Annotated in this window: 8 protein-coding genes and 7 tRNA genes; all 15 read right to left on the bottom strand. The window is 38.4% G+C overall.

The genetic code is table 11. The features are described from left to right. Nucleotides 1-225: 225 nt before the first annotated feature. The 15 genes from dptH to PASHI_RS07850 all read right to left on the bottom strand — a co-directional run bounded on the left by dptH (nucleotide 226) and on the right by PASHI_RS07850 (nucleotide 12,996). Entirely contained in the window at nucleotides 226-5,286 is a 5,061-nt protein-coding gene (gene dptH / locus PASHI_RS07920) for a DNA phosphorothioation-dependent restriction protein DptH (protein ID WP_062565185.1), read from the bottom strand. After that, nucleotides 5,267-6,565, bottom strand: a complete 1,299-nt coding sequence (dptG, locus tag PASHI_RS07915) for a DNA phosphorothioation-dependent restriction protein DptG (protein WP_062565184.1) — start codon at nucleotides 6,563-6,565, stop codon at nucleotides 5,267-5,269. Before dptG ends, dptH begins: the two co-directional genes overlap by 20 nt. A 3-nt stretch (nucleotides 6,566-6,568) precedes the next feature. Then, nucleotides 6,569-8,158 (bottom strand): DNA phosphorothioation-dependent restriction protein DptF, encoded by a 1,590-nt coding sequence (dptF, locus tag PASHI_RS07910; RefSeq protein WP_062565183.1) that lies wholly within the window; start codon nucleotides 8,156-8,158, stop codon nucleotides 6,569-6,571. 272 nt (nucleotides 8,159-8,430) lie between these two features. Beyond that, on the bottom strand, nucleotides 8,431-8,682 hold the full coding sequence (locus PASHI_RS07905; RefSeq protein ID WP_062565182.1) for a hypothetical protein: 252 nt from the start codon (nucleotides 8,680-8,682) through the stop codon (nucleotides 8,431-8,433). A 76-nt stretch (nucleotides 8,683-8,758) separates the two neighbouring features. Next, on the bottom strand, nucleotides 8,759-9,190 hold the full coding sequence (locus PASHI_RS07900) for a hypothetical protein (protein ID WP_062565181.1): 432 nt from the start codon (nucleotides 9,188-9,190) through the stop codon (nucleotides 8,759-8,761). 36 nt (nucleotides 9,191-9,226) lie between these two features. Continuing rightward, entirely contained in the window at nucleotides 9,227-9,421 is a 195-nt protein-coding gene (locus PASHI_RS22210; protein ID WP_062565180.1) for a hypothetical protein, read from the bottom strand. An 18-nt stretch (nucleotides 9,422-9,439) separates the two neighbouring features. Beyond that, entirely contained in the window at nucleotides 9,440-10,681 is a 1,242-nt protein-coding gene (locus PASHI_RS07890; protein WP_062565179.1) for an integrase domain-containing protein, read from the bottom strand. A 184-nt stretch (nucleotides 10,682-10,865) separates the two neighbouring features. Beyond that, a tRNA-Ser gene (locus tag PASHI_RS07885) sits at nucleotides 10,866-10,953 on the bottom strand. 146 nt (nucleotides 10,954-11,099) lie between these two features. After that, nucleotides 11,100-12,140, bottom strand: coding sequence for a quinolinate synthase NadA (nadA, locus tag PASHI_RS07880; RefSeq protein ID WP_054561293.1), 1,041 nt, complete (start codon nucleotides 12,138-12,140; stop codon nucleotides 11,100-11,102). Nucleotides 12,141-12,269: 129 nt separating this feature from the next. Next, a tRNA-Lys gene (locus tag PASHI_RS07875) sits at nucleotides 12,270-12,345 on the bottom strand. 51 nt (nucleotides 12,346-12,396) lie between these two features. Next, nucleotides 12,397-12,472, bottom strand: a tRNA-Lys gene (locus PASHI_RS07870). 51 nt (nucleotides 12,473-12,523) lie between these two features. Then, nucleotides 12,524-12,599: transfer RNA gene (locus tag PASHI_RS07865), tRNA-Lys, on the bottom strand. A 56-nt stretch (nucleotides 12,600-12,655) separates the two neighbouring features. Further along, nucleotides 12,656-12,731: transfer RNA gene (locus tag PASHI_RS07860), tRNA-Lys, on the bottom strand. A 57-nt stretch (nucleotides 12,732-12,788) separates the two neighbouring features. Continuing rightward, nucleotides 12,789-12,864, bottom strand: a tRNA-Lys gene (locus PASHI_RS07855). Nucleotides 12,865-12,920: 56 nt separating this feature from the next. After that, nucleotides 12,921-12,996: transfer RNA gene (locus PASHI_RS07850), tRNA-Lys, on the bottom strand. Nucleotides 12,997-13,136: the final 140 nt, after the last annotated feature.

Here is a 13,136-nt window from a genome sequence, read left to right as displayed (position 1 = left end):
GTTTGAAAACATTCTTTTTATGCTAATAAAAAAAGACCCAATCATTAAAAATTCAGACTGAAGACGCAATTAGATTTATTTACAATCAAATCTTAGAGCTATTTTTCAATACTTCACTGATACTCCCTTGAATATACTTAGCGAGCGCCTAAGCCATTATTAATGGTTTATTAGGCGCATGCTATCAGCACGGCTCCAATGCTTAATATTGCTGCATGTAATTCATTAGGCGTCATTCAATAACTCCCAAAATGCCTTATCTTTAATACGCTTAATTTGCTTTTCACCGTTGATATATAGGCTTGTATGCTTTTCTAATTCGCGAATATTTTTCATAAGAAGCTCTTGCTCTGACTTATCATCCACATTGAATATGCCTTTAATATCTTGATTTTTGATTTGCGCTACGCGGTGCACAATCCAGCTTAAAATATACGCTGAATAGTCGTTTTCACCGGTTTTAAAATGCGTAATATCTTGGGTCGATAAAATCACACCAACACCGTATTCACGGCCTTCTTTTAAGATCTTGCGAAGGCTTGGAAAGTTCTGCGACATAAAGTTGTCTGCTTCATCCACCAGCACAAGTTTAGTCACTTGCCTAAAGTCACCTTGCACTTCGGGTTTACCTTGCTTTTGCATTTGCGAATAAAACAAATCAAGCGTAAGAGCTACCACTAAGTTTTGAACTTCGCTTGGGTAACCCGCCAGCTCTACAACCGTAATGCCATCAACTAGGTCGTAAAGCGACATGCACTTGGTAGTATCATCTTCAAATACTTCAAGCTCACAAACACTTTCTAGCGCAGCATAAAGCGAATCTTCAGCGGGTTCGCTATCTAAAAATAGCGCCCAAAGGTCTGCCATTGTTGGTGCAGCTTTGTGCCATGTTGATTTGTCAGATTTATGAATCCCCGCAAGGTCGTAAGCTTCACCTATAAGCTTACGTAATTTAAGCTGCTGCTTAGTGCCTAAGTTGAATGCTTTACCCATCGTCTCTGAGAAACCGCGGGCAGTGTGCACAGGCAACATTGGCGTATCACCAAACAAACTAAGAGGGTTATACGGAAGCTTATGCAAATTAAACTTTTTGCCACTCGTAGCATTTAAAAATTTATCGTCCACATAATCTGACTTGTAATCAAAAATCAAAATGCCAATCGGTTTACCCTCTACATTTTGATGTTGATTTCGATAAAGCTGAGTTACTACAGATTTAGTACATTGGGTTTTACCTGTACCCATTGTGCCTATAATACCTGAGTTGGTATTCATAAACTTGGCGGTATTTGTGGGCTCCCAATACACAGACTCGTTACTAGGTATAACATGACCCACCAATACTTTTAATGGCTCTTTCTCTTTTCGCTCAGCCACTACAATCGGCCCATTTGCTTCAGCAACTTTAGGATATACAACTGGAGTTTCATTATTGACTGCAGGTGCATCATCACTCGTTTCAGGGTTGTCACTTGCAGGCTTAATGCTAATGCTCTCATCAGCTTGAGTAATGCCATTCAATATATATTGTTCAGGTATATAGCAAAGCTCACTGCTTTGAATGTTGCTTAGCAAGCTTTGCAATGGTGTGCTGATAAAGCGATTTAAATTTGCGCTCGGTATTTTTATTTGCAGAATGTCGTCTTGTAGGTCGAATTCTTCTTTCGCAAATGAGGCATTTTCAAAAAATGCCATCATGAAACCTTGCGGGTAATCCGCTAAATCAGCAACCTTGTAGTCACCTTGTAACCACCATTCTCGTTGTGATTTAAGAGCATCAAAGTAATCTGGTTGATAAACTTTATATAATTCAAACTTATCAACTTGCATTAAAATTTGTCTTACGAATAGGCCGCGATATAAATGCCCAGCTAAGTCGTTACGGCCAAATAGGTTTTCAACTAAATAGCGCTTTAACTCTTTAGCTTGTTTAACGCCTTTATCATGAGTACGTTGCTGACCAATTTTCACTTCGAGCGGTAGCAAATACATGTTTTGATCTTTGAAACCAACGAACAATACATCATCTGAAATCGCGCCGCTTTTAAAACCTTGGGCAAAGCGCGAAAACTCACTTTCACTCATTTTTAAACCAACATTACCTGCTACGCGTAGCATTTCGGCCACGCTCATTGGTACCCAGGTAATATCGCTTTGGTGTAATAGGCAGTTAATGTACTTATAAGCGCCAATGATACTTTTTTTCTCTTTCCGCTCGTTATCATTGCAAGTGATCATTTTAAGCAACCACTCGCCATTAAAGGCATTAAATTCATCAATTAAGCCTTTAACACCTTGCGAAAGTACTTGGTCGTATAGATCACGACGTTTTGTTACGGTAATCGCATCATAATTAGCAGAGTTCGAAAAGTTATCTGAATAATGTATTAGTACGGCATCTTTTTGCGATTTAAAAAAGTCGAGCGTTACTTTTGGATCAATAATTACTGTCCAAACAGAGCTCTCATAAACATCTTCTAGTAACTCGGTAAGCTTGCCTGCCACTTTTAATGCTAAGCCATTATTGGTTTCATACTTTTGCCCGCACCAAGCTGCTTTGGCTAGATTATTAAATTGACTACTCAATTTGAGGCTTGGGTTATTATCTAACGCTAAATTCTGCAAACCGTATGTTGTAAGGTAAGTATTTTGCTCGTTATAGGCGGTTTCACCTGCTAATAAACCATGGCATGCAACACCCGACTTTTCGGTTAACACATCAACAGGCGTTGGTTCGACACTAGTGTCGTTACAAACAAAACTAATGTGCGCATAAGCAAAGTCAAGTTCACGTTCTAGTTTGAACTTACTGTAAGTTATACGGTTTTTAAGCATATCTGCTATGGCATCTGCTTTGTCTTTTTCACCTGTAAGCTCTGCTAGTTGCTTTAACTCATCGTAACTTGGTGCATCGGCAAACTCATCAAAATAAGTACGCTGTAGTGATTTATCGTATAAATTTACATGGATCCGATTTGCATCGTCTGGTGTTTGTTTTTTTAGATAATCAACTAACCCTAAAAACAATGCTTTGTTATCGGCATTATTAATTGAGTTGATATGCAGAGTTTCTTTTTTGCCCTTACTAAATAACACATCAAACGCTTTAGCAAACTCACTTGCTTTTTGTCTTACCAGTGGGCGTACATAACCTAAACTAACGTCTTTATTTGCAACTAGATTACACCACATGCGATTGTCAGGCAGAGCTTGGTTGTATGCAAAACCATCTTTTGCATGCCAAACAAAAGGTAATAGTCCTTCCGCATTTAAGCGTTTTAATGTGGCTTTTGGTAATGTATTAAAGCTTTTGTCGTTTTCATCACTCGCTTTAGGTACTAATTGAGTAAAATAAGCTAAGCATATTGGGTGATATGGCGTTATAAGCTCTTGCTCTTCAAACTCTGCGATACCAATATTTACTAGCATGCTAGACTCAGGCGAGAGTAATGCTTTGGTTTCTATTTTTTCTATTTCGCTTAAATAGCACTCAACCACATTTTGCGCCAAGCTTGTAAACTGTTGCCCCCAAGAGCATGTACTTATTAGCGCTTTACGTGCATCTAGATAATCAAATAGCTCGCTGTAAGCCTTATATAGTGATGGGTGAGTATTTTCGATATCGCTTAGCATTAATTGAGGACGCTGCCCCACTGTAGTTGCTAGAGCCCTATTATCTTGTAGTTCTGCTTCCCATTTTAATAGCGTTTTACGCAAACCTTTAGGTGTTAGGTCTTTACCATCTAGTACCACTTTCTCTTTTGCACGATTATAAAGGCCGTTAAAATCATCGTTATATAGTCGGTTAAATAAATTGGTATCTAAAACTAATGGCAAAGATAGGCTGTCTGATGACACTGCGCCATCGACCTCAAAATTCAAAATACTCTCGCCACTTTGGACGGCAAAAGTAAGTGTATCGGTTTCATTTGCGAACTCAGCAAAATCAACTGCTTGAGTTTGTTGTACCAAAAACGTTTGATTAGACTGAGTTACCTTAGCAGTACTACCCTGTTCTGAGACTTTAAGCATTCCTGCATTAGTTTGCAGTGTAATGAGTTGTTTTCGTGGTACAAGTAAAAAGCTATCAGCCAAGTCCTCAAGGAAAAATGCCCCTTTTGGTAACACAAGGATCCGGTATTTAAACCTCTCTTGCGGCTTTTCTCTTTTAAAGTCAACGCTAAAGTAAAGAGGCTGCCCTGAGAAAGAGCCTACAACTTCAACGACACTATGCTTTGCTGAGCGGTTATTTACATCTAGCGTAATTGGCTCTTTTGTGTGTTGCAGCTTTAATTCATTTTTTAAAATCTTGCCTCCAGTGAAGTAAGATTCTAATTTAAACTCAGACTCACCCTCAGGCATTTCAATAATTAGATGCCTTTCTTTTTTATTTTCACGAGCAATAAAAGTAAGCTTTTGCGCAATTTCTTTTTCAAATGAAAGTAGGTTTTCTTTGTTATCTCTACGCTCTTTTAAAATTGCGCCAAAATCTAGATCTTGCCAGTTTTTATTATCACCAAAGTGCTCTGAGACAAACTTTTCACCAAGGTCTAGATCACCCAGCTTCTCAACTAGCTCTTGTGGGTATTTTTCAACAATTTCACTAATGCTTTCAAATAGCTGATGGTTCTGTGATAACCGCTTATCTATTTGTGCCGTATCATCCCAACCAATTATGGTGTTGTCGTTAAATAGACCTAGCTCACGAAATTGAATAACGCCATCTTCAAGTGCTTCAAAGAGCTCGCTGAAGCCGAACATGGTTGCGCCATCTTCAATTATTAGTTTAAAACGGTGTTCAAGTAGGCATTGAGAAATTTGATCCGTACCACTAATTGATGTGATCAATTCACTCAATGAATGCTTTATTGTAGAGGGGTGCCAAACCTCGCCTACATTGCCTAAGTCTCTTGCAGAGTTAATTAATGTATCTAAGTACGAGTTATGTACTACAAGTAAAATGCAATCACCCAACTCTCCATCTTGGCTGGATATTAAATCACGTAGGTGCGAAATATAGTTTTCACTTAGGCCATTTTCAGATTCACTGTGTACAACTGGAATGAGTTTTTTATCAGCTAGAGATAGAGCTTTAAATTGCTGGTTTATATCTGCCGTTAGTATTTCTACAGTCGTGTCTGCCTTTCTTAATAGGGCTTCATATAAGTTTTGGCTATTTGAGCTATCCGGAGAGCGAAATTGAAAACGACTTTCGCCTTCAAAGCCCTTAGCTGCCCACTTACAAAAGTGCTCGACTAAAAAGTCTTCATATAGTTTTTTTGACATATACTGCATCCCCGCTATCACTCATTCGCTCAACATTACCCATGCGCTCAAATAGGTCTATTAAACATTCTTCACTACTTTTATCAAAAAATACGCCACGGTTTCGAAACTCAACTAGCAGCTCATGAAGTCTTAGCTTTTCTCTTGAGCCAATTGAGATATTGGTAAGTAATAAAAGATAGTCCTGATTTAAAACAAGGTATGAACCAGCTCGCCCACGACTTTGTTCAAAAGGCTTAATCAATGTTTCACGTGTCGCTTTTACAAAGTTATTAAAAGCTGTTTCTCGTGTAGCCCCTTTCTTAAACTGCTCAGTAAATAACTTTATTAGGCTTGTTATGGCTTGATCTATATTTTCTGCCGGTAGTAGCTCACTCGTTAACTTACGGTCTTCATGAAACTTAGCCGCATAGTTGTTAAGCGCATCAATATCATTACTTGTTAATTCACCAACAAGTTCCCACAGCGGCACAATTGGTGATTTAGCGTCTTGCAAGCTCTCGTTTAAAGCAAGATAAGGAAATAAAGCATAACTAGATTCAACAACTTGTTTGTGCCCATGAAGCTGCAGCTTTGTACGCTCTTTACTTGCTTTTTCGCTATCAAGAATGAAATAACATGGCTTTACTTCTGGTTGGCTCGACCAACCTCGTACATTGAGTGCAAGTTGTGCTGTATATAAAAAGCCATATAGCTTTAAAAACGACTTAATATTCTGTAAAAAATACTCAGGGTAACCTACTAAAAACTCTAAGTCTTTTTGAAAAAACTCACTCAGTTCAGGTAAGTATGGCTTGTTAAATTTCTTTAGTTTTTGACTTTTTTTAGTAACCAGAGGCGAATCAAATACAGTTTTGATTTCTCTTTCTAAAAAGTTTAAGTGTGACTCTGGCGGCTGAGTTAATTGTAAATCGCCCAACAGGCCAACTAAAAAAGCTGTTAAACGCTCATCACCCGCATTGCTACTTTCTGGGTTTAATACTTTCAGAGCTTGCATTTCTGGCGAAATATTGAGTACTTGCTCGTTATCGAAGTACATTTTCTCAATAATATGCCAAAAAGGCTCACCATCAAGTTTGTTTGTAATTTGAGTTTTACAAAGCAACTTAAAGTCATCTAGCGTATTAATCGTTTTCTCTAGCTCTATGTTATGTAATGACTTGATAAAAAAGCCAACAACGGTTTCCCATTCATACTTATTATTTGCACTGTTGGCTGAAACAGGAAAATAGCTAGCTGCACTGTTATTTTTAGGTTTTAATTGTTCAACTAATGGCATTGCTTATCCCTCACTTACCATTATTTCTTCGTCATCTAACTCTAAGAGGTACTTTTGCCCATCGCCGGTAATGACCAGCTCATTTGACGATTTAGCTTCTTGAATAATTTCACTGGCTAATTCATCTAATAGAATAACTGAGTTTTTGTCGTGCTTATTTGGGCGATAGCCATTATTAATATTCATTAACAACGCTAATAAGTTGATGTTTATTGGCAAGGTAAATTTTGTGTTTTTCAACTTGAGTCGCGCATTAAAAAAAGCACTACTCGTTGTTGTATTCAACTTAACTTCAGCTAAGTCCATTGATAAATCAGCAGGTGCAGCCACTTGGTATTCGCCAAAATCTGACAGTAAGAAGTACTTCTTACCCAGCTTAGGTGCGTTTCTATTTATGTAAGTTCTAATTGCTGCAATTAATATTTCGCGATAAAAAGCTTTTATTTCACTTTTTTGCTCTGGTGTATCTTTGAAATCTTTATGGAGCTGATAAATTTCAATGTATTTATCAATCAAAGTAGCACTGAAGTCAGGTTTGAATTGTTTATGGAAGTCGTTAGCAAAATCTTCATATTTAAGAACATAAAACAACCTTAAATATTGCGCCCCGGTATTTAAACCACTAATTCCAAAGGTTTGAAGAGCACCTTTAAATGCGTGGAATTCTTCATCTGGCAAGTTTAAGTCATAGGCAAGAATAAAACGGTCGATTTCTTTTGTTCTTAAGTTTGCAGGATCAAAATCTTCAATCTTATTTGCAAGCTCATTATCACCACCTGCAAATAAGTTATCAAACAAGTAGCCGTCTGAAACTAAAAGTTCATGAATAAAATCGAGTAATGCCCGCGCTGTTAAGAATTGATCACGCATTAATCTCGCTTTAAATAGTAAATCAACAATTACTCGTTGTACTGATGGGATACTCAGAAGCTCAAAGTTTGTGATAATACGTTGTGAGCCAAAATCATTTAGTTGTTTTTCTTTTTCGACTAATTGCCTGATTATATTGTCATTTTGCTGGGTGATTCGATCTAATAACTTTTGCGCAAACTCTGAGTCGTAGCCATGCTCGTGGATTGCAAACTTAGGATAATCTTCAAAGTTAATAAAGATAATGTCTTCAGTTATTGATTTACGATTAGTTAAATAGCGAGCTATAACAGTTTTAATGTTTTGATCTTTACCTTCCTCTGCATAATTGCCCATCATGCCAGCATTGATGCCTACAACAAGAGGTGTTGATCCTTGATTGAATTTTTCAAAGACTTTGTCGAGCGTTTCAATAGCAGTACCTTGAGGATCAAAGCTATGAGTTGCATCTAAGTGAAAGTTAATTCGTTGACCGTATTGTTGCTTAGCTTTGGTTAATAGTTCTGATTTACCATCACCACTGCTACCACATAAAAATAGAATTTTTTTATCATTTGCACCAAAGCTCGAAATAGCTTTATTTACTGCTATCTCAATTGGCATTTGGATGTACAGGTATGACTTGATTTCATCAAGTAGAGACTGACGCTGAGCGTTTCTTTCTGTAGAAACAGCGTAAGGTGAAGACTTTGATAAAACGCTGAGAGCTTCTTTTAAGCGCATAAATTAAATCCTGTTACTGCGGCTTAACTTAAAATGGTAAACCGCTCCGTGGTTAACTTATTATTTTTTAATAAAAATCTTAAAAATAACACTAAGTGAAATAGAAATCCATACTATTTTATAGTTTTAAATTATGGGATAACTGAAGTTTTAAGAGGTGAGATTTGGATTAAAAAGGTGTATTTACGAGAAGCGAAATTTTTTGGTACCTGAGTGGATTTAAATTAATGGCTTATGTGATCAGTAAATAAGCCATTTAGATGGGCTTTAATTTAAAGTTGATAATGATCTTCACAAACCGGGTTGCTTTGTAAATAACGTACAGCAGCTTTTTCGCAAAATTCGCATTCAGTACCTTCTGGCACTTTATGCTCATCACAATAAGGGCAACTTGCTAGCCTAAAGTTAAACTTATGCTCGCATACTTCACACTCTATTAAATCAACCTCACAATCCGGACAGTTATCATACTCATCCAAATCAAATGTCAGTTTACACTCTTTACATTTCACTAAATCGCTCATATTCCCTGCTTTATTTTATTAATTTAAATTTAATGTAACTTTTTATGTGTATTCATTCAAGCAATGATATTAGCCATTAAATAGCCAATTCCTTAATCAACAAAGAGCCAAGTTGCCTGGTATTGAGTGGATTGCCATTACCATTCAATATTGATAACCCTAATTTCTTAGCTATTTCACGTAAGTAAGGCTTGCTCGGAGAGACAAGCTCTTCATTACAGAATACTTCAATACTTCCATTTTCAAGCTCAACTATCTTGTAGCCCTGCCACAGTACTTCTTTAACTTTTAATAAGTTACGCTTCTGAACTGGCGATCTCAATAGTTTGCTTACAGCAATAGTACTCTTACCTGTTGGAACTATATTCATTAATACTTTTGCTTCTGCAACAGGAGTATCTAATAAGGTTTCAACCTGCATTTCCTCAGTGTTTATTCTCAAAATAATGATACGATCAACCAGCTCTAATGTATTTGTATTAAAGCTTATATGACCGCATGTACTCATCTTAGCTGTTGTTTTGACATATACTCTTCACCAATACTAGATACCAGCGTAGCCAACCTGGTTAACTTCAGTTGCCATACGGTCATTCGTGATGAGTGCGGCGTATAGCCCACCTATCCTGCCCGTTAAGTGCCTAAGTTCTGTTGGGGGTACGTCCCAGCTTAACTCTCTTTCTAGCCAGCTCATAGCTCCACCAAGATACTGAATAATTTGCATTTGTGTTAGAGCCATTTGTATATTCCTTTATTATCATCTAACTAATGTCTTTTTATTTATACTCAGAATAGAAACTGATCCTTGCGAGGACCTTTCAATATGATCACTCCACCAGCTCATTAACTCTTTGCGCTTTTCATAATAATCACTTCGATTATATGCTGCCCTTATTTGATTCTTATCAACGTGAGCTAAGGCAGCTTCAATCACATCAGGGTTAAATCCCTTTTCATTCAGTGTCGTGCTCCCTAGGGACCGAATACCATGACTAACTAAACGTCCTTGAAACCCCATTCGCCTTAATGCAACATTTGCTGATTCATTATTAATATGTTTTTTAGGATCTCGGTCTGATGGAAATACAAACTCTCTATGGCCTGATAGGGGTTTAATTGCTTCTAATAGCTGTAGGGCTTGTTTAGATAGTGGGATCACATGCTCTTTTCTCATCTTCATGCGACTAGCAGGAATAGTCCATTCTTTTTTATCTACATCAATTTCATCCCAGCGAGTCCCTGCAGCTTCTCCTGGTCGAGTGAGGGTGTGAAGTTGCCACTCTATTAGAAATCGAGTTATATGCTTGATACTGGCATTTGCCAGTGTTTGCATAAGCTCTGGTAATTCATCTGGTTTAAGAGTGGGCATATGAACTCTTTTTGGTGAACTGTAGTTAGCTTTAATTCCCGCTATAGGGTTAACTGTAATGTAGTTCTTGTTCATCGCAAAAACCATTACCCTATTAAGCCTTTCGCAAAGACGCTTAACAGTTTCTAATCTATCATCCTTGGCAAGCGGATCTAATAAGTTGCTTACCAGAGGTGCTGTTAGTTTTCCTATAGGACGTTTTCCTAATTTTGGAAAAATATGATTATCCAAAGAACGCCACATATCATCGCAATAATTTTTAGACAAACCTTTACTAGAAAACTCAAACCACTCTTTAGCAACTTTCTCTAAAGTTAGTTCTTCTTGGGCTAGCTTTTCTTTGCGTTTACTTTCTCTATGCTCTTTAGGATCTATATCCAGTGCAAGCAACTCTCTGGCATCTTGAGCTAACTTGCGTGCAGTAACCAAGCTCAAATCCGGATAAATACCAAGACCCATATTAATACGTTTTTTGTTTATAGGATGGTAATAGTTAAAATTCCAATGTTTAGAGCCATTTATACGCACCCTAAGCTGTAAACCCTTTCCATCAGATAATACATAATCTTTTTCTTTAGGCTTAGCATTTTTAACTTCGTTATTGGATAAAGGCTTTATAGTTTTAGGCATAATCAAATAAATTTAGCTGTTTGGTATTCCTAAGTATGGCATTAAATGCAAGGAATACCATGCGGGATACTATAAAATTGCGCTGCGATGAGACGGGATGAGACACCATGGGATGGTAAGTTATTGATTTGGAATACTTAAAGGCACAAAAAAAGACGTCATGAGACGTCTTGATATTGAATAATGGCGGTGACGGAGAGATTCGAACTCTCGATACGTTGCCGTATACACACTTTCCAGGCGTGCTCCTTCAGCCACTCGGACACGTCACCTAAGGCGCTTAGATTATAGCGCGGCGTTATAGTATGAAAACAACCCTATAGACGCAAGGGCTTTTTAAAATAGTGCAGTTAAGTGATTAGTAATCAAACAAAAAAGGCAAGGTAAACACCTTGCCTTTTGTATAGACGATTCGTTCTTAACGCTGAAGCGTTGCTGAAAAATCTAACATACGGTTAAGCGACTTTAATGCGCCTTCGCGTAAGTCCATATCAACAAACACTTCTTTACCTTCTGGGTCTGTCAGTGCTTCTTCTATCGCTTTTAAGCCATTCATTGCCATCCACGGGCAATGTGCGCAGCTTTTACATGTTGCGCCTTCACCCGCTGTTGGGGCTTCAAAGAATTCTTTCTCTGGGCATAACTGCTGCATTTTGTAGAAAATGCCTCGGTCAGTCGCTACGATGAACTTTTTGTTGTCCATAGTTTGCGCTGCTTTGATTAGTTGGCTTGTTGAGCCAACCGCATCAGCTAAGGCTACAATCTCCGCAGGGGACTCTGGGTGAACCAATACAGCCGCATCTGGGTGTAAGGCTTTCATATCCTTAAGTGCTTTGGTTTTAAACTCGTCATGAACGATACAGGCGCCATTCCACATGATCATGTCTGCACCTGTGTTCTTTTGAATGTAAGAACCTAAGTGTTTATCTGGACCCCAAATGATTTTTTCGCCTTGCTCATCAAGGTGCTCAACGATTTCTAGGGCACATGAAGAAGTAACAATCCAATCTGCACGCGCTTTAACAGCTGTTGATGTATTTGCATACACTACTACCTTGCGATCAGGGTGCTGATCACAAAACGCTGAGAATTCTTCAATTGGGCAACCTACGTCTAATGAACAAGTTGCAGCAAGTGTTGGCATAACAACTGTTTTATTTGGCGTTAGGATTTTTGCTGTTTCGCCCATAAAGCGAACACCGGCTACCACAATTACATCTGCGTCGTGCTTAGCGCCAAAACGCGCCATTTCTAGCGAGTCAGCAACACAACCGCCTGTTTCTTCAGCTAGTGCTTGAATTTCAGGATCAGTGTAATAATGGGCAACAAGAACCGCGTTCTTGTCTTTTAATAATTGTTTGATACGTGCCTTATACTCAGCTTGCTCGTCTTTTGATAACGGAGCTGGCTTTGGAGGGAAGATATAATCTTCAGGCATAATTTGTTCAGCTAGACTCATTTCTCGACCACTTAGTCCACAGTGCATTCATGGCGCGAATTATACGAGAATCTTAAGCTAAAGAACAGTATTGCTGTGAGCTGTTAAGATAAATAAAGGATAACTTAGAAAGAAAAGATAAATCAGCAATGGTGGGTCATGATGGACTTGAACCATCGACCAATGGATTAAAAGTCCACTGCTCTACCAACTGAGCTAATGACCCGCTCTGTATATTTAGATGCGTAAATCCGCCGATATGAGACCATTCGAAAAATGGTGGGTCATGATGGACTCGAACCATCGACCAATGGATTAAAAGTCCACTGCTCTACCAACTGAGCTAATGACCCGCTCTGGATGTTGAATTGCGTAAATCCGCCGATATAAGACCATTCGAAGAATGGTGGGTCATGATGGACTCGAACCATCGACCAATGGATTAAAAGTCCACTGCTCTACCAACTGAGCTAATGACCCGCTCTGATGCTTGTAATAAGCTACGTAAATCCGCCGATATAAGACCATTCAAAGAATGGTGGGTCATGATGGACTCGAACCATCGACCAATGGATTAAAAGTCCACTGCTCTACCAACTGAGCTAATGACCCGCTCTGATGCTTGTAAAAAGCTGCGTAAATCCGCCGATATAGAACCATTCAAAAGAATGGTGGGTCATGATGGACTCGAACCATCGACCAATGGATTAAAAGTCCACTGCTCTACCAACTGAGCTAATGACCCGCTCTGATGCTTATAATAAGCCGCGTAAATCCGCCGATATAGAACCATTCAAAGAATGGTGGGTCATGATGGACTTGAACCATCGACCAATGGATTAAAAGTCCACTGCTCTACCAACTGAGCTAATGACCCGCTCTTTTTTCCGCATTTTGGCTGTTGTTACCAATCGCCTGCTGCGGGCGCTTATAATACTTATTTAAATGCTGAGTGCAACAGAAAATATCTCTTTTTTTAAGTTTTTATGTCTAGTTGCCTAATTTTAGACCGCTTAT

This window comes from Pseudoalteromonas shioyasakiensis (assembly GCF_001550135.1).
In the GTDB taxonomy this organism is placed as follows: Bacteria; Pseudomonadota; Gammaproteobacteria; order Enterobacterales; family Alteromonadaceae; genus Pseudoalteromonas; species Pseudoalteromonas shioyasakiensis.
The sequence above is the reverse complement of the archived record's forward strand: the minus strand, read 5'-3'. Positions and strand labels throughout refer to the sequence as shown.